The following is a 21,022-nucleotide window of genomic DNA, read 5'->3' on the forward strand; positions in this document are numbered from 1 at the left end:
CGCCGGCTTCCGTCCAGGAAGTCGATTTGGGAGAAGGACGCGCGCCAGCACCTTGGTCCTGAAACAAGTTCAAGACCGGATCTTTCCCCCTGACCTCGCCCTGAGCAGCGTCCGCAGGACGCGTGTCGAAGGGCCGCTCCTGGTCCAGGCCCTTCGACACGCCCCTCCGGGGCTGCTCAGGCCGAGGTCGCGGGGTTGATATGTCGGAGGCTTGGTCCTGAAACGAGTTCAGGACGACGGTTTTAGTTTTGAAGAACGATACTTCGTCGTCCTGAACTCGTTTCAGGACCTAGCCACGGACGACAGAAGCAGCCCCCTAAGCCGCCGCCCGGTCCCCGGCGGCCGCCCGCCCGAGGATCATATCCGCCGCCTTCTCCGCGATCATCATGGTCGGCGCGTTGGTGTTGCCGCCGATCAGCCGCGGCATGATCGACGCATCGACCACGCGCAGCCCCTCGACCCCGTGCACCCTCAGTTCCTGATCGACCACCGCGTCCGGGTCGCTGCCCATGCGGCAGGTGCCGACCGGGTGGTAGATCGTCTCCGAGATCCGCCGGACATAGGCGTCGATCTGGTCGTCCGTGGTCACCGACGGGCCCGGGTTCAGCTCCTCGCCGCGCCAGCGGTCGAAGGCGGACTGCGCCACCCAGCCGCGCGCCATGCGCAGCCCGTCGCGGAACACCCGCCGGTCGTTCTCGGTGGCGTAGTAGTTCGCGAAGATCCGGATCTTCGCCGCCGGGTCGGCCGAGGCCAGTTCCAGATGCCCGCGGCTCTCGGGACGGAGCTGGCACATGCGGATGGTGAAGCCGTCCTGGTCCATCCGGTCCTTCCACAGGTGCCACAGCCACGGCAGCCGCACCCGCTTGGCCCCCAGGCCGATCAGCATGTGCCACTGCATGTCCGGCATCTCCAGCTCGGGCCGGGTCTTCACGAAAGCCCCGCCCTCCGCCGGGAAGGTCGCCGCCGGACCGGTGCGGAACAGCGCCGCCTGGGCCATGGCCAGGGCCGCCCGGTCGAGCCGGATCAGGCTGTGCAGGGTCACCGGCTCCGGGCAGGCGTATTGCAGCGGGATATCCAGATGGTCCTGCAGGTTGCGCCCGACCCCGGGCAGGTCGTGCAGCGGGGCAACGCCGTGTTTCTTCAGGTGATCGGCCGGGCCGATGCCGGACAGCATCAGCACCTGGGGCGAGTTCAGCGCCCCGCCGGACAGGATCACCTCGCGCCGTGCATGCACCCGCTCCAGCGAGCCGCCCCGGGTGTATTCCACGCCAGTCGCGCGCCCGCCCTCCAGCACCACCCGATGGGTCAGGGCCGAGGTCTCCACCGTCAGGTTGGAGCGGCCCAGCGCCGGGCGCAGGTAGCACACCGCCGCACTGGCCCGCCGTCCGTCATGGATGGTGAAGTCGTAGCGGCAGACCCCTTCCTGCTCGGGGCCGTTGCAGTCGTCGATCCGGGTCATGCCGGCCTGCACCCCGGCGGCGACGAAGGCGTCATAGAGCGGGTTGTCGCCGCGCCCGCGCTGCACCTTCAGCGGGCCGGACGTGCCGTGCAGGGCGTCGGCGCGTCGGTCCACATGGCCTTCGGAGCGCTTGAAATAGGGCAGCACGTCGTCCCAGGCCCAGCCCCGGTTGCCGAGCTGCGCCCAGGTGTCGTAGTCGCGCGGATGGCCGCGCACATAGATCATCGAGTTGATGGAAGACGACCCGCCCAGCACCTTGCCGCGCGGCCAGTAGAGCCGGCGGTTGTCCAGATGCGGCTCCGGCTCGGTCCAGTAGCCCCAGCTATGCATGGACGAGCGCACCAGCTTGCCGGTGCCGAGCGGGATATGGATCAGCGGGTTCCAGTCCTTGCCCCCGGCTTCCAGCAGAAGCACCGAGACGTCCGGATCCGCACTCAGCCGGTTGGCGAGCACGCAGCCCGCCGAGCCGGCACCGACGATGATGTAATCGACCTCGCGCATGCCGGGAGTGTGGCGCGGGCCGGTCGGGCGCTCAATGGGGAAAGAGGCGGTCGCCGCGACGGCACGGGGGAGTGGTCAGGCAATGCCGAGAACGACGTCGATCCGGCTCTTCAGGGACTTCAGGGTCGGCGGTTTGACGATGAACGCATCGACGCCGAGCTTCACGGCTTCCTGGACGGTTGCGGACTCGTTGTGGGACGTCAGGAACACGACCGGGATCTCCCGGACCTTGAGCATCCGGGTGCGGCGCAACGCGCGCAGAAACGTCATCCCGTCCATCGGCGTCATCTCGATGTCGCAGACGATGACATCGGGCAGCTTGTCCATGCAGGCCCGCAATCCGGTCTCTCCGTCCTCGGCGCTGCGGACCGAGGCGAAACCCAGGACCTTCAAGGCCTGGACCGTGATCTTGCGCTGGATCTCGTCATCCTCGACCACGAGAGCATCGAGATCCTGATATACGTCATCCATCGTTTGCCCCGTTTTCGGCAACCGCCTGCCTGCGTGACCGCAACCTGATCGCCAACGCATTAGCCGCTCGCTCGAAGGACGTCCAGGCGTCGGTATCGCCGTCGTGTTCCAGACGCTCGCACGCCGCCGCCAGGGCGGCGGCCCCCACGGCGGCCGCGGCCCCGCGCAGGGCATGGGCCGTCCGGCGGCGGGTCTCAGCGTCCGCCACCGCGAGAGCCTGTCGGTCGGTTTCCAGCCGCCGGGCGAAGTCGCGCAGCAGAAGATCGACCATCTCCAGATCGCCGCCGCTCAGCTCTTCCAGTGCCGAGGTGTCGAGGACCTCGGTCTTCTCGTCGTCCACCGACGCCGGCACGGCCGCCGCCGCGCCGCCGCGCTCCACCCCCCGCTCGGCCCCTCGCTCAGCCCCCTGCTCAGCAGCCGCCAGGGCCGTCGCCAAACCGTCGAGCTGCACCGGCTTGACCAGCACCTGGCTCACCCCCGCTCGGCGGGCGGTCTCAATCTCCTCGGGCATGCCCGACGCCGTCAGCATGATCACCGGCGGATCGTCCTGTCCGCTGTCCCGCAAGGCCCGCATCAGCCCCAAGCCGTCGAGACGCGGCATGTGCCAATCGGTGATGATGAGATCCCAGGCGTCTGGATCGCCACGCCACGCGGCTAGGGCGGCCGCCCCATCCTCGACAATAGTGGCCGCGCATCCCAGCCGATCCAACTGGCGACCGATCACCCAGCGCAGAGTCGCGTCGTCTTCGGCCACCAGCACCCGCAGATGCGCACTCGGCACGCGGTGCGACGGGGCGGCATCCGCATTCACCGTGGCGGCGGCCGGCATCGGCAGTGTTAATGTGAAGGTGCTGCCCTGTCCGGGTGTGCTGGCGACCGACAACGTCCCGCCCATGAGCTCCGCCAGTTGTCGCGAGACCGTCAGTCCCAGGCCGGTTCCGCCGAACCGCCGGGTCGTGCCGCTGTCCGCCTGCTCGAAAGGGTCAAAGAGGCGGCCGGCCGCGTCCGGCGAGATGCCGATCCCGGTATCCGACACGTCAACCCTCACCCAGCCGGCCCGGTCGCTGTCGGGGACCGCCAACACCGTGACGCCGCCGGTCTCGGTGAACTTGAGGGCATTGCCGAGGAGATTGGCCAGGATCTGCTCGATCCGCGCGCTGTCGGCAACCACCGTCTTGGGAAGCGCGTCGTCGATGTGGACGGTGAGGCTCAGGCCCTTGGCGCCGGCCGCCGACGAGAACAGCTCGACGACGGCAAGCACGGAAGGCGCGAAAAGGAACGGCACCGGGTCGATATCCAGCTTGCCTGCCTCGATTTTCGACTGGTCCAGAAGCTGGTTCAACAGGCCCAGCAGGGATGTCGCCGATCTGCGGACAATGCCGGCCATCGTCTTCTGCTCGGCATCCAGGCCGGACTCTTCCAGGAGCTCGGCGGTCGCCAGGATGCCGGTCATGGGGGTCCGGATCTCATGGCTGACCGTCGCCAGAAACGATGACTTAGCGCGGTTGGCGGATTCGGCGCTGTGCCGGGCCTGCGCCAGAATGGTCTCGCGCTCCAGGCGATAGGCCAGGGTCCGACGGGCGAAGATCACGGCGATCGCCGCAGCGGCGGCAATGAGGGCAATCCCGGCGGCAGACGCATAGAAGCCGATCCGTGCGTAGCTGCGGGCGCTGTCGGTGACGTCCAGATAGGTCTCGAAGGCGCCGATGACCCGGCGGCCGGCGCCGTCGCCGGCAAAAACCGGCACATAGGTCTCGGCCACCACGATCCCGTCGCCGGTCGGGGCCGCATCTGCTTCCGTTGGCCCAAATTCGCCGGAAGCCTGATGCTCGATGGTGGCGTGAACGCGGCCGCGCAACACGGAATCCACCCAGTAGGGGGAGCGGTTGACGGTCCCGAGATCCGCCGGCTCGCTGGCGGCGATCGCCGTCCCTGCGGCATCGAAGATGATGAATTTCTCCAACCCGCCGATGCGCGAGGCGAGCGCGATGGTGGAGCGGTCCTTCTCGGACAACTGACCGCCTTCAAACACCTGGTCGACCGACTCCAGCACGGAGATCAGCGCCGAAGACCAACTCTCGCCCCGCGCGATCGCGTCGGCTTCCAGTTGGGTCGTCTGAATGCGGTTGATCGCCAGCACCAGAAGAATCGCCGTGATGGTCAGGATCGCCACCACGATGGCGGCGAACGCACCGGGGTAACGCCCGATGAACGGGACGGCGGCGCGCTCTGCGCTGTTGTGAGTGATGGGCGCTGGCATCGGTGCGGGTTATCGGGCCTCCGGGTTCGGATGTCGCCCCTGATAGCCCGCCCGTCGGCCGGCAACCTTGACATCGATCAACCGCCACGCCTCCTCTCCGGCGCCATCCGGACTAAAGGTCAGAATGACGGGGTGAAACAAGGGCACTGTGGCGCATCCCTCAGTGGAAGTCCCGGCTGACCACCTTCAGGTCGGGTTTCACGTTGCGGGGATGGCGGATGCCTTCGGAGCGAGTGGCGCGGGCCGGGACCGGCGGTGCCTCCGGCTCGAAGACCGGTTCTGCCTCCCTTGCCTCGCGCATCGCCCGGCGGCGGTCGCTGTCGAGCTCCCGCTGTTTCTTGGCCTCGCTCTGCTCCGCGCGCTGGTCGGTGGTCGGACGGCGCACCTCGTCGGCATTGGCGGTCGCGCCGTCCAGGGCGCTGGCGAACCCGGCCCTGTCCAGGGTGCCGTCGGTCAGCGCCGCCAGCCGCCCGGTCAGATCCTCCAGATGCTCCACCACCACATGGACCACCCGGCCCTCGCGCTGCACCCGACCGGTGACGCCGAGCAACTTCGCCCCCAGCACCTCGCGGCGGTAGCGTTCGAACGTGTCGGCCCAGACCACCAGATTGGCGATGCCGGTCTCGTCCTCCAGGGTGATGAAGATCACCCCCTTGGCCGTGCCCGGCCGCTGGCGCACCAGCACCAGCCCGCCGAGCCGCACCCGCCGGCCGGCCCGGCCCAGCCCCGCATCGCTCTCCAGCACCGAGCACGGCACCCGCCCCTCCTCCTGCAGCCGGCTACGCAGCAACGCGACCGGATGGGCCTTCAGCGACAGCCGCAGGGAGGCATAGTCGTCCACCACCTCCTCGCCGATCGGCGCGGCCGGCAGCGCGACCTTGGCCTCGGCGGCGGCGAACAGCGGCAGGGCATCCTCCTCGTTTCCGGAGGCCGGCCCGTCCGGCGCGGTGGCCAGCGCCCGGGCGGCCCAGAACGCCTCGCGCCGCGACACCCCCAGGGAGCGGAACGCATCGCCGCGGGCCAGCACCTCCAGCACCGGCGCGCCGAGCCCGGCCCGGCGCCACAGGTCCAGCGGATCGCCGTACCCCGCCCCCCGCGCCGCCACCAGGACGGCCGCGTGCTCCTCCTTCATCCCCTTGATCTGGCGCAGTCCCAGGCGCAGGGCCATGGCTCCGTCCGGCCGCGGCTCCAGGGTGCAGTCCCAGTGGCTGGCGTTCACGTCGGGCGGGCGGATCTCCACCCCGTGATCGCGGGCGTCGCGCACGATCTGCGCCGGCGCGTAGAAGCCCATGGGCTGGGAGTTCAGCAGGGCGGCGGCGAACACCGCCGGGTAGTGGCATTTCAGCCAGGACGAGACATAGACCAGCAGGGCGAAGCTGGCGGCGTGGCTTTCGGGAAAACCGTAGGTGCCGAAGCCCTCGATCTGCTTGAAGCAGCGCTCGGCGAACTCGGCCTCGTAGCCGCGCTCGATCATGCCCTGGACCAGCTTCTCGTTGAACTTGTGGATGTCGCCGCTGCGCTTGAAGGTGGCCATCGCCTTGCGCAGGCGGTCGGCCTCCGTCGGGGTGAAGCCGGCGGCGACGATGGCGATCTTCATCGCCTGCTCCTGGAACAGCGGCACACCCAGGGTCTTGCCCAGCACCGCGCGCAGCTCCGGCGACGGGAAGGTGACCGGCTCCTCCCCGTTGCGGCGGCGCAGATAGGGATGGACCATGTCGCCCTGGATCGGGCCCGGCCGCACGATCGCCACCTCCACCACCAGGTCGTAGAAGCAGCGCGGGCGCAGGCGCGGCAGCATCGCCATCTGCGCCCGGCTTTCCACCTGGAACACGCCCAGACTGTCGCCCCGGCACAGCATGTCGTAGACGACCGGGTCCTCGGCGGGGATGGAGGCGAGGCTGTGGGACACGCCGTAATGCCGCTCCAGCAACCCGAAGGCGCGGCGCACGCAGCTCAGCATCCCCAGGGCGAGCAGGTCGACCTTGAGGATGCCGAGGGCCTCCAGATCGTCCTTGTCCCATTCCACCACCGTGCGGTCTTCCATCGCCGCGTTCTCGATCGGCACCAGCTCGTCGAGCCGGCCGCGGGTGATGACGAAGCCGCCCACATGCTGGGACAGGTGGCGCGGGAAGCCGGCGAGCTGGCGGGCCAGCGCCAGGGCCAGGGCGAGGCGCCGGTCGTCGGGATCGAGCCCGATCTCGCGCACCCGCTCGTCGCTGACCGGATCGCCGCGCCAGCCCCAGACCTGGCCGGCCAGGGCGCCGACCGTATCCTCCGACAGGCCGAGCGCCTTGCCGACGTCGCGCAGGGCGGAACGGGCGCGGTAGCTGATCACGGTGGCCGCCAGCCCGGCCCGCTCGCGGCCGTATTTGGCGTAGACGTACTGGATCACCTCCTCGCGCCGCTCGTGCTCGAAATCCACGTCGATGTCCGGCGGCTCGCCCCGCGCCTCGCTGACGAAGCGCTCGAACAGCAGATCGGCCTGGGCCGGGTCGACGGCGGTGATGCCGAGGCAGTAGCACACGGCCGAGTTCGCCGCCGAGCCGCGGCCCTGGCAGAGAATCCCCTTGGACCGGGCATAGCGGACCACGTCCTGCACGGTGAGGAAGTAGGGCGCGTAGTCGAGTCGGCCGATCAGGGCGAGTTCGTGGTCGAGCTGGGCCCGGACCTTGGCCGGAACGGCGCCGTCATAGCGCTCGTCCGCCCCCTCCAGGGTGAGCCGGATCAGGCGCTGCTGCGGGTCCTCGCCGGCGGCCACCTCGTCGGGATATTCGTATTTCAGCTCGTCCAGGGAGAACCGGCAGCGCCCGGCGAGGTCGACGGTGGCCGCCACCAGGGCGGGATGGTCGCGGAACAGCCGGGCCATCTCCTGCGGCGTCTTCAGGTGGCGCTCGGCATTGGCGGCGAGCCGGTAGCCGGCGGCGTCCACGGTCACGCCCTCGCGGATGCAGGTCAGGACGTCCTGCAGCGGCCGGCGCTCGGGCACGTGGATATGGACGTCGTTGGTCGCCACGGGGATCGCGCCGGCGGCCGCGGCCAGCTCGACCAGGGCGGCGACCCGGGCCGCGTCGTCGCCGCGGTAGAGCCGGCTGACCGCCAGATAGGTGTCGCCCGGACGCCGGGCCGCGGCGCGGGCGAGGTCGTCAGCGAAGGGGGTAAAGGCGGCGGCGTCCTCGGGCGGAACGAGAACCTGGAGCAGGCCCTCGTCCTGGGCCTCCAGATCGGCGCGGTACAGGTAGCACTCGCCCTTCGGCGCGCGGCGTCGGCCGAGGCTGATTAGCCGGGACAGCCGGCCATAGGCGGCCCGGTCCACCGGGAAGACCAGCCGGTCCGGGGCGTCCATCAGGTCGAGCCGGGCGCCGATCAGCAGCGGCAGGCCGACCTCCTTGGCCGCCACATGGGCGTGGACCACCCCGGCCAGGGTGTTGCGGTCGGTCACCGCCAGGGCGGCGAGCCCGAGGGATGCCGCCTGCTCCACCAGCTCCTCCCCATGGCTGCCGCCGCGCAGGAAGGAGAAGTTGGTGGTGACCTGCAGCTCGGCGTAGCGTGGGGTGGGGGAAACCGGTGGGCGCATGATCCTCTCTCCCCGTCATCCTGGGCTCGATCCAGGAACTTTATGTCCAAGACCCGCCTGTCCGACCGGTGGATCCCGGATCAAGTCCGGGATGACGACGTGAGGTGTCGGCCTCGTCCCTCACGCCTGCCACAGGAAACAGCCGTCCTCGGTGAGCGGGGAGAACGGGTTCCAGGCGATCTCCCAGAGATGACCGTCCGGATCGGCGAAATAGCCGGCATAGCCGCCCCAGAACGTCTCCGCCGCCGGCTTCTGCGGGTGCGCGCCCGCCGCCACGGCTTCGGCCATGACCGCGTCCACCTCGGCGCGCGAGCGGGTGTTGTGGGCCAGCGCCACCGACGGGCGCACCGCCTCTGCCGGCCCCGTCAGCTTGGCATCTTCGGCGAAGGCCTCGCGGCCGTAGAGCGCCAGCACCAGACCGCCGAGCTGGAAGCACACGATGCCTTCCGTCTCGCCGGACACCACCGCCCAGCCGAGGCCGGTCTCGTAGAACCGCCGGCTGCGCTCCAGATCGGCCACCGCCAGAGTGATCAGGCTGACCCGCTGTTCCATTCTCGTCTCCGTCGCTGCGTTCCGGCCGCTCAGGCGAACAGGCCGTGCATGAACCATTGCGGCGCCTCGCCCCGTTCGGCCAGACCCTCGCGGTAGAGCCAGAAGCGCTGGCCGTCGCGCGCCTCCAGACGGAAATAGTCGCGGGTGCGGCCGCCGCGCCGTTGGCCGGCCGGCAGGTCCTCCCACCATTCCGGCGCGATCCGCTCCGGCCCGGCGGCCCGGGCGATGCGGTAGTCGACGCCGCGCCAGCGGAACCGGGCCGGCGGGTGGTCGGGCAGCAGGGCCGTCGCCTGCACCGGCTCGGGACGGCGCAGCAAGCGGGCCGGCCGCGGCACCGGCGGATGGACCGCAGTGGACCAGCGCGAGACGCTGGCCGGCGGGGCGGCCTGCTCCGCGCGTTCGGGGATGTGGCTCTCCACCGGTTCCAGGCGGTGCACCCGGTCCTCGCCCAGGCGGTTGGCCAGGCGGTCGACCAGGTCCTGCACGCCTTCGTCCATCCGTCCCGTCGCCGGCGCGCCGAGCAGGGCACCGGCGAGCGCCTTCTGCGCCTCCTCCCGTCCCTCGACCCGCTCGGCCTCGATCACCATGACGTCGATGCCGAAGCCGGGATCGAGCTTGTCCAGATGCTCGGCAATCAGCCGGAACAGGGCAACCGGATCGCGCACCGGCCGGCCGGTGCCGACGGTCAGCGAGCGCACGTCGCCCTCGGCCCGGAAGAAGTCGACCCGCAGCCGCCGCAGCCCCGAACGCTCCCGTTCCAGCCGGTCGCACAGCCGCTCCAGCAGCCGGCGCACCCCGTGCTCGATATCCTCGCGCAGGCCCACCGGCTCCGGCAGGCCGAGGCGGACCCGGTGCGGCGCCGGCGGGCTGAGCGGCTCGATCGGTTCGTGCTGGTTGCCGGCGGCCTGATCCAGGCGGCGGGCGAGCTCGGGGCCGAACCGGGCGGCGAGCGGGGCGCGCGGCAGCCCGGCCACGTCGCCGATCGCGCGTAACCCGCTGCGGGCCAGGGCCTCGGCGGTGGCACCCGGCACCCGCAGGGCGACGACCGGCAGCCTGGCGATCGCCGCGATCCCGGCCCCCGGCGGCACCACCACGTCGGGGCGGCGGGTGGCCGCGGCCCGGGTCACCGCCCAGGCGATGCCCGGCGTATCGGCCATGCAGGCCCGCGCGGTATAGCCGAAGCCGGCCAGCCGGTTCACCAGGTCGGCCACCATCTCCCCATCGCCGCCGAACAGGTGGCTGGCCCCGGTGGCGTCGAGCCACAGGGCGGCGTCGCCGCCGATCCCGCCGGTCAAGCAGGCGGAGGCCGGGTCGAAGGCGACCAGCGGGGTATAGCGCACGCACCAGGCGGCGAGGTCGCGCAGCGCCGCCCGGTCGGCCGCCGCGTCCCAATCGGCGACGGTCAGGTCCGGCGTGAGGGCGCGGGCATCGGCCAGCGCCATGCCGGGGGCGAGCCCGGCCACCCCGGCGGCGAGCCCGGCGATCACCCGACGCCCCCGCTCGGTGGCGACCACGGCCTGTACCGGATCGGCGCCGCCCCGCTCCGCCGCGGGGCGCCCCCTTCCCAGCCGCTCCACCGCGAAATGCGGCAACCAGAGCGCGATCACCCGGCGCCCCCGTTCGGCCCGGAAGGCCGGGTGCTGCCCCGTCATCGCGTTACCCGTCGTCATGCCGCCACCTCCTCGTCGTTCCGGTCACCGATCCGCGGAATCTGCGCGGGGATCGCCGCCGGTATCGCTTCCTCCAGTCCGCCCGTTGCCGGGTTCCAGGCGACCCGCCAGCGTCCCGGCCGGCCGCGGCGTGCCCGCTCCAGGGTCACGTCCCAGACCGGGCGGGTGTCGTGGGGGCCGTAGGGCGACGGGGCGGCGGTCACCTGCCAGCGGGTCTCCACCGCCAGCGGCACCCGGTCCCCTTCCCCGTGCCGGGTGACCAGACGGGGGCGCAGGATCAGGCCGGTCACCCCGCTCTTCTCGGCGGCGAGCTGCAGGCGGCGGCTGGCGGTCACCTCGCCCCGGCGGGCGGGATCGAGCTCGGCGACCACCGCGGCGAGGCCGGGCACCGACAGCCCCTCCTCCATCGCCCAGAGCCGGTCGGCCTCCTCCGCCGCATCGACGAAGATCACCCGGGCGGGATCGAGGCCGAGCGAGGCCAGTCCCCGGGCCGAGGGCGCGCCGCCCAGCACATTGGCGTGGCGCGCGCACCACAGAACCGGGCCGTCGCCGAGCCGGGCGAGCAGCGCGCAGGCGAAGCCGAACACCGCCGCGTCGCGCACTTCGGAGCGGGCCTCGCCCACCAGCTCGTGCACCCGGCCGAGCGCCAGCCCGCCCTCCGGCAGATGCGCCGCCAGGGCGTCGCAGCCCAGCGCGGCCGTCCGCGCCGGCAGGCCGGTGTCGTAGGCACGCTCCAGCCGGCGGATCTCCGCCATCAGGGCATCGCGGTCTGGCCTCGCACGGGCGGCATGGATAGGATCGGCCATCGTTCGCTCCGGGATGGATCGGGGCAGGGGAACGAATGTTCTTGTTTTGTTCTAATACGGATCGCGTCATGAGTCAAACTGACACACCCGCCGCCGGTGCCTCTCCCGGCGGCACGTCCGAGTCCCTCGAGGAGCTGGTCGGCTTCAACGCCACCCTGGGCTTCCGGCTGGTGGAATGGACGCCGGAGCACGCGATCATGGAGCTCGACATCCAGGAGCATCACCTGAACCGGTCCGGCGTGCTGCATGGCGGGGTGATGGCGACGCTGATCGACGCGGTCTGCGGCTATTGCGGGGTGTGGCGTCCGGCGGGCGAACCGCCGGCCAAGGCGCTGACCCTCACGCTCACCACCAACTTCATGGGCCAGAGCCGCGAGGGCACGGTGCGCGCGAAGGCGGTGCGCAAGGGCGGCGGGCGCAAGATCTTCTTCGCCTGGGGCGAGGTCACCGATGCCGAGGGCAACGTGCTGGCCATGGGCGAAGGCTCCTACCGCATCCGTAGCAGCGATCCCTACAGCAAGTCTTAGCTCGGTTAGGGAATCCGCTCGTCGATCTCGTCGCCGGAGCCGGCCTCGTCGTCATAGCCGTGGCGGCTGGAATAGAACACCAGCGCCATCAGCCCGGCGGTCAGCCAGAAGGTGAACAGCGCGCCCAGACCCAGGGCGAGATAGCCGTGGATGCTCATCGCCTGGCCGCCCGACCCCTCCCACAGCCACATCGCCCCGACGGCGACGAGGGCGATGAGAACGCCGGACAGGCCGATGACCGAAACAGTAGCGCGCATGGGTACCTCCACCCCGTAAGATGGGGCGGGGACGTCTCAGCGCCAGCTTTGCAGGTCACACGAGTTCGTGCACAAATAGGCGGCCCGATGGAAATGCATCAGGACAAGGAGGACGCCATGGCTACCGCGCTCACCGCCGACCAGATCGACGCCTTCAACCGGGACGGCTTTCTCGTCGTCGAGAACGCGGTCACGCCCGAGCAGCTCGCCGCCCTGAAGGCCGATCTCGCCGGATGGGTGGAGGAGAGCCGGGCCCATGACGAGCCGTTCGGCCCGCAGACCGTGGACGGCCGCGCCCGCTTCGACATGGGCGCCGAACACACGGCCGAGCACCCCGCCCTGCGCCGGGTGAACAACCCGTCGGACATCTCGCCGGCCTATCTCGACGTGATGACCAATGCCCGCACGGTCGACATGATCGCCGACCTGATCGGCCCGAACCTGAAGTTCCACCACTGCAAGATCAACGTGAAGCTGCCGGGTACGAAGACCGAGGTCGGCTACCATCAGGATTTCGCCTTCACCCCGCACACCAACGACGACGTGATCACCGCGCTGCTGATGCTGGACGACGTGACCGAGGAGAACGGCTGCCTCATGGTGGTGCCGGGCACCCATCGCGGCCCGATGCACACCCTGTTCGAGAACGGCGTCTTCGTCGGCAAGATGCGCCCGGAGGCCGAGGCGGAGATGAAGGCGAAGCAGGTTGCGGTGACCGGCCCGGCGGGCGCGGTCTGCCTGATGCACACCCGCCTCGCCCACGGTTCGGCCGCCAACGCCTCCCAGCGGCCGCGCGGCCTGTATATCTGCGTCTACACCGCCGCCGACGCGGTACCGATCGCCCGCAACCCGATGGCCAACCCGAACGAGGGCAAGATCGTGCGCGGCCAGGAGAGCCCGGTGGCCCGGATGATCCCGATCGAGGTCGAACTGCCGAAGCAGCCGAAATCGGCGTCGTTCTTCACCGTCCAGGGCCAGGAGTCGCGCCGCGCCAGCGCCTGACCGCCCCGACCGGATATCCGTCCCCATGCCCGTCGCCCCCCGCCGGCTCGGCCGTACCGGATGGACCGTGTCCGAGCTCAGCCTGTCCTGCGCCGAGCCCTGGTCGGGGCGCTGGATGGACGAGGCCTCGGCCGTCGCCCTGATCCGGCAGGCGGTGAAGCTCGGCATCACCGGCTTCCATACCGGCCCGGCCTATGCCGCCGCGCGGGCCCAGGAGCGGCTGGGCAAGGCCCTGCGCACCCTGGGGCCGGAACGCGACGGCCTGCTGATCTCCACCTGCGTCGGCACCGTCCGGCTCGGCCGCAGCCATGTCGCCCGCGACTTCTCTCCCGATACGGTGGAACAGCAGGTGGCGGAGAGCCTGGACCGCCTGGGTCTCGACCGGCTGCCGCTGGTCTGTCTCGACCGGCCGGAGATGGCGTATCTGAGCGACGACCTGCTCGACACCCTGGCGGCGCTCAAGGGCGAAGGGGCGGCCGACCTGATCGGCATCGCCGGCACGCCGCAGCAGATCGCCGCCGGCCGCGCCGCCGCCCGGGGAACGGGACTGATCGACGTGATCATGCCGAGCTACAGCCCGGCCGATCAGGACAGCGAGACGGCGATCGAGCATGCCGCCCGCGACGGGCTCGGGGTGATCGCCACCGGAACCCTGGCCCGCCTGAGCTTCGCCCCGCTGGACGCCGACTGGTCGCTGCCGCGCACCTGGTGGCAGGCCAGGCGGCGGCTGGCCGACCGGCTGGTGGCGAGCCACCATGTCGGCCGGGCGCAGCGCTGCCGGTTCCTCACCGCGGTGCCCGGCTGGACGGCGGCCCAGGCCTGCCTCGGCTTCGTGCTGTCCCATCCCGACGTGCACAGCGCCGCCTTCGCCACCGCCGACCTGCGGCACCTGCACGAGAATGCCGAGGCCAGCGGTCGCGACTTGCCGGTGGAGGTGATCCGCCGCATCGTCGCAGCGCACGGCTGATCCACCCGCCGATCCCCCAGCCATCCGCCAAGGAGCCGCCCCATGACCTGGTCCATCGTTGCCCGCGATCCGTCCAGCGGACAGATCGGCATCGCCATCTCTTCCAGGGTGATCGCCGTCGGCGCGCTCTGCCCGATGTTCCGCGACGGGGCGGGGGCCCTGTCCTCCCAGTCCTACACCAGCCCGGTCGCCGGCGAGCGGCTGCTGGAGGCGCTGGCGAACGGGACCGGCGGGCAGACGGCGATCGAGCACGCCTTGGCCGGCGATGACGGGCACATGTGGCGGCAGATCCACGGGGTCGATGCGGCCGGCCGGCCCTTCGCCCATACCGGGGAGAGCTGCATCGACTGGTGCGGCCATTGGACGGGCGAGGCGGTCTCGATCGCCGGCAACATGCTGGCCGGGCCGCAGGTGCTGGACGCGACGGTGACCGCCTGGAGCGAGGGCGAGGAGCGCTCCTTCGCCGACCGGCTGCTGGGCGCGCTGGAGGCGGGTCAGGCGGCCGGCGGCGACAAGCGGGGCCGGCAGTCCGCGGCGCTCCTCGTGCGCGGCGCCGAGGTGCATGCGGCGGTCGACCTGCGGGTCGACGAGCACCCGGATCCCGTGGCCGAGCTGCGCCGGATCTTCGATCTGTTCTGGGCGGAGCGGCGGCCGTACATGGCGACCCTGCCGACCCGCGCCGACCGCAGCGGCATCTACGATCCGCAGGAACGCGAGGCGTTCATCGCGGCGTGGAAGGCGACGAATGGTGTGGTCTAACCACACCTGCCGTCGTCCTGAACCTGTTTCAGGACCAAGCAGCGGACGGGTCAGCGGCTTGGTCCCGGATCAAGTCCGGGACGACGATTTTGGGTGAGGTGGAAGACCCCGCTCAGGTGAGCGGCAGGTCGATCCATTTCTTGAAGCCCTTGGTCGCCCGGCAGTTCTGCATCCAGGCGTCCAGGTTCGGCGTGGACGGCCGGTCCTTGACCAGGGTGACGAAGCGGTAGGCCTGGATGGCCACCGGGATGTCGGCCATGGTCAGGTTGTCGCCCATGATGAACTTCCGGCCCTCCAGCCGCCTGTCGAGAATGGCGTAGACCGAGTTGCCCTTCTCGATGGCGGCGCCGATCGCCGCCATGTCGCGGTCGGCCTCGGCGGTGCGCACCAGGCCCCAGAAGATCGGCGTCATGAACGGCAGCACCGTGGTCTGCTGCCAGTCCATCCAGCGGTCCGCATCCGCGTAGTCCTGCGGGTCCGTCGGGCAGAGGGTGCCCTTGCCGTGCTTGGCGGCGAGATAGCGGGTGCAGGCGTTCGACTCCCACAGCACGAAATCGCCGTCGATGATCGTCGGCACCACGCTGTTCGGGTTCAGTTCGGTATAGGCCTTCTCCTTGGTCTTGCCGAACGGGCCGCCGTAATCCTCGCGCTCGAAGGGAACGCCCAGTTCCTCGCAGACCCACAGAACCTTCTGGACGTTGGCCGAATTCGCCCGACCCAGGATCTTCAGCATTCCCTTCTCCCTCTTCGCAGCGCGCTTACGCCGTCACGGTGCGGTGGCGCGCGTCCCATTCTTCCGGATTGGCGAGAAACGCCCGGACCTCGGCAAGCTGCTCGGCGGAGTAGCCGTGCCGCTCGGCGACCGACAGCACGTCCCACCAGGTGCACAGGCCGTGCAGGTCCACGCCCTTCTCCTTGAGAGTGGTCACACTCTGCGGAAACACGCCGTAATGGAAGACCACAAAACAGTGAGCGACCTGCATCCCCGCCTCGCGGATCGCGTCGATGAAGGAGATCTTGCTGCCGCCGTCGGTCGCCAGATCCTCCACCAGCAGGACCCGGGCGCCGTCGCGCACCTCGCCCTCGATCCGGGCGTTGCGGCCGAAGCCCTTGGGCTTCTTGCGCACATAGAGCATCGGCAGGTCGAGCGAGTCGGCCATCCAGGCGGCGAAGGGAATGCCCGCGGTCTCGCCGCCGGCCACCATGTCGAAGGCCTCGGCCCCGGCGAGCGCGGTGAGCTGCTCCACGCCCATCTCCATCAGCCGGCGCCGGGCGCGCGGGAAGGAGATGATCTTGCGGCAGTCCACATAGACCGGCGACAGGCGGCCGGAGGTGAAGGTGAACGGCTCCTCCGGGCGGATATGGATCGCCTGGATCTCCAGCAGGATGTCGGCGGCGGTCTGCGCGGGTGTACGACGCCAGTCAGGCGAAAGGGTGCCGGTCATGAAGGATCTCCTGCAGGGATGGGGAGACCTTCTCTTACGCGCGCTCCGAACCAGCGTCCAGCATGGCGGATGCGACCACGCCCGCGTCGATGCGCTCGGCCGGCACATCCAGCACCACCACGCCCCGGCGCAGCACGATGGCCCGGTCGGCGACCGCCAGCGCCCGGGGTACGGCCTGCTCCGCCAGCACGACCGCCACCCCCGACTCGGCGAGGCCGCGGATGGCGGCGAAGACGTCGTCCAGCACCACCGGCGCCAGGCCGATGGACGGCTCGTCCAGCAGGATGACCGTCGGCTCGGCGATCACGGCGCGGGCGATGGCGAGCATCTGCTGCTGCCCCCCGGACAGGGTCCAGGCCAGGGCGTCCCGGCGCTCCGCCAGAACAGGGAACAGGGCGCAGACCCGGTCGAACGCCTTTGCGCGCGCCGCCGCCGGACCGACCGCGGCGACGTCCAGGGTCTCGGCCACGGTCAGACCGGGGAACAGCCGCCGCCCTTCCGGGCACCAGCCGATGCCGGCGCGCACCCGCTGTTCCAGCCGCAGGTGGGTGACGTCCCTGCCGTCGACCCTGATCGCGCCGGCGGTCACCGGGTCGGCGCCGGCCACGGCGCGGATCAGGCTCGACTTGCCCGCGCCGTTCGCCCCCATGACCGCGACCACCTCGCCGGCCCCGCAGGAGAAGCTGGCCTGATCGACCGCCACGCCCTCGGCATGGGTCACCGTCAGCCCGTCCAGTTCCAGGCGCTGGGTCATCAGGCGGCCTCTTCCCCGAGGTACGCGGCGACCACGGCCGGATCGGCGCGCACGGCATCGGTCAATCCGGCGGCCAGCACCCGGCCCGCATCCAGGCAGACCAGCCGGTCGGCGATCGGCAGCAGGAAGTCCATGCCGTGCTCGACCACCACCACCGCCATCCCGTCCCCCGCGAGATCGCGCAGCAGCCGGGCGAGGTCGGCCCGCTCCGACGCGCTCAGCCCCGAGGCCGGTTCGTCCAGCAGCAGGACGGTGGGGCCCGTGGCCAGCGCCCGGGCGATGTCCAGGCGCCGCCGGTCGGCCGGACCCAGGGACGCTGTGGCGGCGCGCGCCTTGTGCGCCAGTCCGACCCGCTCCAGCGCGGCCATGCCGGCGGCGGCCGGAGCGGCGGCGGAGACCGCCGCCAGCACGTCGACCCCGTCGGGGATCTCCGGATGCTGGAAGCCCCGGGCGAGGCCCAGGGCGGCGCGGGCGCGGGGCGGCTGGGCCAGCAGCGGGATGGCATCCAGCCGGACGATCCCGCCATCGGCGCTCTCCAGCCCGGTGACGATGTTGAGCAGGGTGGTCTTGCCGGATCCGTTGGCGCCGATGATGCCGGTCACCTCGCCGGCGCGGGCGTCGAATCCGGCCCCGTCCAGCGCCTGAACCCCGCCGAACCGCTTGGTCAGCTTCTCGGCGCGCAGCACCGAGATCTTGCGGCCCTTGGCCCGCAGCGGCTGCGGCACCGGTCCGGGCAGGTCGGGCAGGACCTTTGCCAGCAGCCCATCGATCCCGCGCGGCAGCAGGATCACCGCGGCCAGCAGCACGACGCCATAGGCCAGCAGATAGGCCTGCTCCAGCCCGCGGAACACCTCCGGCAGCGGCACCAGCAGGACCGAGCCGACGACCGCGCCCCACGCACTGCCCCGGCCGCCGACCACGGCGATCGCCAGCAGGGTGACCATGACGTCGAACCGGGCGACGGCGGGAGAGACGACGCCGAGGCCGAGAGCCTGGAACCCGCCGGCGAACCCGGCCAGCGCGCCGGCGACGGCGAAGACCAGCAGCCGGGCGCCGACCGGGTCGAGGCCCAGGGCGATTGCGGTCAGCGGCGCATCGCGCAGGGTCGCTAGCCGCGCGGCCCTCCCGGATGCGGTCACCCACCAGAAGATTCCGAGCGCCAGCGCCACGCCGCCCCAGACCACCGCGAGCAGGCGCCAGCCGCCGCCGAGGTCGAGGCCGAGCACCGTCAGCGGCGGGATGCCATACATCCCGTTCGCCCCGCCGGTGACCTCCAGATTGGTCACGGCGAGCAGGACGAGCTGGGCCAGACCGAGGGTGGCCAGCGCCACGTAATGGGACTCTAGCCGGGCGATGGGGATCGCGACCAGCGCGCCGGCCAGAGCCGGCACCACGATCGACAGGCCGAGCCCGGCCAGCGGCGGCCAGCCCCAGCTCACGGTCGCCAGCGCCAGGGCATAGGCGCCGACGGCGAACAGCGCGCCCTGGCTCAGCGCCAGCAGCCCGAGCCGTCCGAAGACGAGCTGGAAGCCGATCGCGGCGATGGCGTAGGTTCCGGCCAGGGTGGCGATCCGCAGGGCGTAATCGTCCCCGGCGCCGATCAGGGCACCGCCCGCCGCCAGCAGCAGCACGGCGTAGACAAGGCTGCGTCTGTTCACTCCACCCTCACTGCGGACCGTTCATGCCCGGCGCCCCTCGGCCTCGCCGAAGAGACCCTGGGGACGCAGCATGAGCAGGACCAGCACCCCGAGATAAAGCATCGCTTCGGCCACCAGATAGGAGACCGCGGCGGCGACCATCACCTCGAACACGGCGATCAGCAGCGCGGCGAGTGCCGCTCCCCAGATCCGGCCCCAGCCGCCGACCACCACGGCGATATACGCCTTCAGCATGAAACCCGCGCCGTCGGTCGGCGTCACGAAATACTGGTTGGACAGCAGCAACCCCGCGCCGCCGGCCAGCGCCCCGGCCAGAGCGAAGGTGGCGCCGATTGTGATCCGCAGGTCGATGCCGCAGGCCCTGGCCATTTCCGGATCCTGCGCCGCCGCCCGCAGCCGCCGGCCGAACCGGGTCCGGTGCAGCAGAATGTGGACCGCCGCGCAGAGCACGCCCGCCACGGCGATGGTCGCGAGCTGCTGGTAGGACAGCGCCGCGCCCAGCAGTTCGACCATGCCGCCCCCCACCAGCGGAGGACCGACACGGGGCTGCGGCCCGGCACCCAGCGCGATCGCGTGCTGCAGGATCAGGCCCACGGCGATGGTCGAGATGAACACCGAGACCGGCGGCGCCCGGCGCAAGGGCACGTAGGCGACCGCCGCCAGCAGCACGCCGCCGGCCGCCATCGCGGCCAGGACCGCCGGCAACAGGATCAGCCCCGGAACCGGCAGGCCGTCCGGCAGGAGACTCGCCAGCGCGACTGCCGCGAATCCGCCGGCCATCACCAGGTCGCCATGGGCGAAATTAACCGCACCCACGGCATTGATGATCAGCACAAAACCTAATGCTGTCAGCGCGTAAGCCGAGCCGAGCGCGAGCGCCGTCGCAAGCAATTGGAGAGCCGTTTCCACCATGCCCGCATTATATCAGCGAGAACCGGGTCAGCGGATACCGTCGACGTTGTCGTAGCGCTTCTTCACCGACGGCACCCGCGTCTGCCCGTCGTAGCACAGGATGATGGCGTCATGGGCCATGTTGCCGGTGCCGTCGGAGACATACTCCATGGCGAGCCCTTGGTAGCGGTGCCCGGCGAGCCAGTCCCTGACCTGGGAGGCGGTGCGCGCCCCGTCGGCGAGCGCCGCCAGCACCATGTTCATGCCGTCATACTGCGCCAGCGCGAAGGCGTCGGGCTCGGCCTGAAAGCGGGCGCGGTAGGCCTTGGCGAAGGCGGCGATCTCCGGCGTGCTTTCGGAGATCGGCGAGGACGCGCTTTCGGCGCAGACGCCGGCCAGGGCGGCGGGCTCGACCAGGGCGGCGGTGGTCGGCTGGTGCAGGGCCGAGCCCGCGACGATCTTGCCGGCGAAGCCGCGCTCATGGGCCTGGCGCACGGCGAGCGCGGTGGGGCCTGAGTGGAGCTGCAGCAGGATACCGTCCGCCCCGGCCGCCGCCACCCGCTCCAGGGCGGGCACGAAGTCCTTCACGCCCGGATCGACGGCTTCCTCCAGCACCGGCTCGACGCCGAGTTCCGCCAGGACGCGGACCAGCTCGGCATGGCCGCTCTGGCCGTAGGCGGTGGTCTGGTACAGGATCGCCGGCTTCTCCATGCCGAGCTCCTCGACCGCATAGCGGGCCTGGGCAACCTTCACCACCGCGTCGGTCGGGAAGAAGCGGAACACCACGTCGTAGCCGAGTTCGGTCAGCTTGGCGGTGCCGGACACGGTGATCAGCGGCACGTCGGCCCGGTCGGCGATCGGCGCCATGGCGAGCATCTGGGTGCCAAAGATCGGCGCGGCGATGGCGACCGGATTCTGCCGGTCCAGCGCCCGGCGCAGGGCGGTGACGGCGACTTCCGGCGAGGTGGCGGTGTCGGCCACGTCATAGGCGACGGCGACCCCGTCCGGCGGATTGTCCAGGGCCAGGACGGCACCGTTGCGCTGAGCGGTGCCCTCCAGCGCCAGAAAGCCGGTGATCGGCACCAGCACGGAAACCGCAAGCGGATCGTCGGCCCGGGCGGTCTGCGCGGCACCGGCCAGGATCGCGGCGGCGGCACCGAGACTCGCGAGGGAACGGGCAAAAGGCAAAGGCATGGCGTCTCACTCCTCGGGACGGCTTTCCGGGGGAGGGACCGAGCGTTCGGCGTTCTCGAAGGAGGGCAATCGACAAGCGCCGTGACGACTCCCTCCGCCGGCGCGACCCGGTTCAGGTTCGATGGGTTTGATCTCAGCCCCCGTCGGGAGGCACCCCAGCATCACCCCGCGACCATGAGCCCTGCCCCGGCCCGTGTCAAATCCCACAATACGTGCACTTGATTCCAGTAATTCTCTTTTTTAACGTTGTCTTGTCGGGAGCAGCGTCCATGCGT

At 71.0% G+C, this 21,022-nt stretch carries 18 protein-coding genes and 1 riboswitch; of the genes, 4 read left to right on the forward strand and 14 right to left on the reverse strand.

All coding sequences use genetic code 11. The features are described 5' to 3' along the window. Positions 1 to 316: 316 nt before the first annotated feature. The 7 genes from T8K17_RS01535 to T8K17_RS01565 form a co-directional block, all read right to left on the reverse strand. Positions 317 to 1,960 carry a choline dehydrogenase gene (locus T8K17_RS01535; RefSeq protein ID WP_322332777.1) on the reverse strand — a complete coding sequence of 548 codons (1,644 nt, stop codon included), beginning with the start codon at positions 1,958 to 1,960 and terminating at the stop codon, positions 317 to 319. Between the two features lie 75 nt (positions 1,961 to 2,035). Beyond that, complete coding sequence (locus T8K17_RS01540) at positions 2,036 to 2,431, reverse strand: response regulator (protein ID WP_322332778.1); 396 nt, start codon at positions 2,429 to 2,431, stop codon at positions 2,036 to 2,038. Then, a complete protein-coding gene (locus tag T8K17_RS01545) occupies positions 2,424 to 4,691 on the reverse strand; it encodes an ATP-binding protein (protein ID WP_322332779.1) in 2,268 nt (755 codons plus the stop codon). The genes T8K17_RS01540 and T8K17_RS01545 overlap by 8 nt, the downstream gene beginning before the upstream one ends. Before the next feature lie 160 nt (positions 4,692 to 4,851). After that, positions 4,852 to 8,265, reverse strand: coding sequence for an error-prone DNA polymerase (locus T8K17_RS01550; protein ID WP_322332780.1), 3,414 nt, complete (start codon positions 8,263 to 8,265; stop codon positions 4,852 to 4,854). Positions 8,266 to 8,385: 120 nt separating this feature from the next. After that, positions 8,386 to 8,817, reverse strand: a complete 432-nt coding sequence (locus T8K17_RS01555) for a VOC family protein (protein ID WP_322332781.1) — start codon at positions 8,815 to 8,817, stop codon at positions 8,386 to 8,388. 29 nt (positions 8,818 to 8,846) lie between these two features. Next, positions 8,847 to 10,487: a DUF6504 family protein gene (locus T8K17_RS01560; protein WP_322332782.1), complete on the reverse strand. Its 1,641-nt coding sequence runs from the start codon at positions 10,485 to 10,487 to the stop codon at positions 8,847 to 8,849. Next, positions 10,484 to 11,293, reverse strand: coding sequence for a hypothetical protein (locus tag T8K17_RS01565; RefSeq protein ID WP_322332783.1), 810 nt, complete (start codon positions 11,291 to 11,293; stop codon positions 10,484 to 10,486). Before T8K17_RS01565 ends, T8K17_RS01560 begins: the two co-directional genes overlap by 4 nt. Before the next feature lie 68 nt (positions 11,294 to 11,361). Between T8K17_RS01565 and T8K17_RS01570 the strand changes: the two genes are divergently transcribed. Beyond that, positions 11,362 to 11,820, forward strand: a complete 459-nt coding sequence (locus T8K17_RS01570; RefSeq protein ID WP_322332784.1) for a PaaI family thioesterase — start codon at positions 11,362 to 11,364, stop codon at positions 11,818 to 11,820. 5 nt (positions 11,821 to 11,825) lie between these two features. Here the strand turns inward: T8K17_RS01570 and T8K17_RS01575 are convergent, their stop codons facing one another. Further along, entirely contained in the window at positions 11,826 to 12,077 is a 252-nt protein-coding gene (locus T8K17_RS01575; protein ID WP_322332785.1) for a hypothetical protein, read from the reverse strand. 117 nt (positions 12,078 to 12,194) lie between these two features. Between T8K17_RS01575 and T8K17_RS01580 the strand changes: the two genes are divergently transcribed. Genes T8K17_RS01580 through T8K17_RS01590 form a run of 3 tightly spaced genes read left to right on the forward strand, consistent with a single transcriptional unit; the run spans position 12,195 to position 14,805 of the window. Next, positions 12,195 to 13,079 carry a phytanoyl-CoA dioxygenase family protein gene (locus tag T8K17_RS01580; RefSeq protein ID WP_322332786.1) on the forward strand — a complete coding sequence of 295 codons (885 nt, stop codon included), beginning with the start codon at positions 12,195 to 12,197 and terminating at the stop codon, positions 13,077 to 13,079. A 25-nt stretch (positions 13,080 to 13,104) separates the two neighbouring features. Continuing rightward, complete coding sequence (locus T8K17_RS01585; RefSeq protein WP_322332787.1) at positions 13,105 to 14,046, forward strand: aldo/keto reductase; 942 nt, start codon at positions 13,105 to 13,107, stop codon at positions 14,044 to 14,046. 42 nt (positions 14,047 to 14,088) lie between these two features. Next, positions 14,089 to 14,805 (forward strand): DUF1028 domain-containing protein, encoded by a 717-nt coding sequence (locus T8K17_RS01590; RefSeq protein WP_322332788.1) that lies wholly within the window; start codon positions 14,089 to 14,091, stop codon positions 14,803 to 14,805. A 112-nt stretch (positions 14,806 to 14,917) separates the two neighbouring features. On the opposite strand, the gene T8K17_RS01595 is transcribed toward T8K17_RS01590, so the two are convergent. From T8K17_RS01595 to T8K17_RS01620, 6 genes are read right to left on the reverse strand one after another with little or no spacing between them, the layout of a single operon-like run. Then, a complete protein-coding gene (locus T8K17_RS01595) occupies positions 14,918 to 15,538 on the reverse strand; it encodes a glutathione S-transferase family protein (protein WP_322332789.1) in 621 nt (206 codons plus the stop codon). A 25-nt stretch (positions 15,539 to 15,563) separates the two neighbouring features. Then, on the reverse strand, positions 15,564 to 16,250 hold the full coding sequence (locus tag T8K17_RS01600; protein WP_322332790.1) for an orotate phosphoribosyltransferase: 687 nt from the start codon (positions 16,248 to 16,250) through the stop codon (positions 15,564 to 15,566). A 34-nt stretch (positions 16,251 to 16,284) separates the two neighbouring features. Next, entirely contained in the window at positions 16,285 to 17,004 is a 720-nt protein-coding gene (locus tag T8K17_RS01605; protein ID WP_322332791.1) for an ABC transporter ATP-binding protein, read from the reverse strand. Next, complete coding sequence (locus T8K17_RS01610; RefSeq protein WP_322332792.1) at positions 17,004 to 18,662, reverse strand: ABC transporter permease subunit; 1,659 nt, start codon at positions 18,660 to 18,662, stop codon at positions 17,004 to 17,006. The genes T8K17_RS01605 and T8K17_RS01610 overlap by 1 nt, the downstream gene beginning before the upstream one ends. Before the next feature lie 21 nt (positions 18,663 to 18,683). Then, positions 18,684 to 19,574: a branched-chain amino acid ABC transporter permease gene (locus T8K17_RS01615; RefSeq protein WP_322332793.1), complete on the reverse strand. Its 891-nt coding sequence runs from the start codon at positions 19,572 to 19,574 to the stop codon at positions 18,684 to 18,686. Between the two features lie 27 nt (positions 19,575 to 19,601). After that, positions 19,602 to 20,747, reverse strand: coding sequence for an ABC transporter substrate-binding protein (locus tag T8K17_RS01620; protein WP_322332794.1), 1,146 nt, complete (start codon positions 20,745 to 20,747; stop codon positions 19,602 to 19,604). 71 nt (positions 20,748 to 20,818) lie between these two features. After that, positions 20,819 to 20,915: riboswitch (TPP riboswitch) on the reverse strand. Positions 20,916 to 21,022: the final 107 nt, after the last annotated feature.

It is taken from the genome of Thalassobaculum sp. OXR-137, assembly GCF_034377285.1.
Lineage (GTDB): Bacteria > Pseudomonadota > Alphaproteobacteria > Thalassobaculales > Thalassobaculaceae > Thalassobaculum.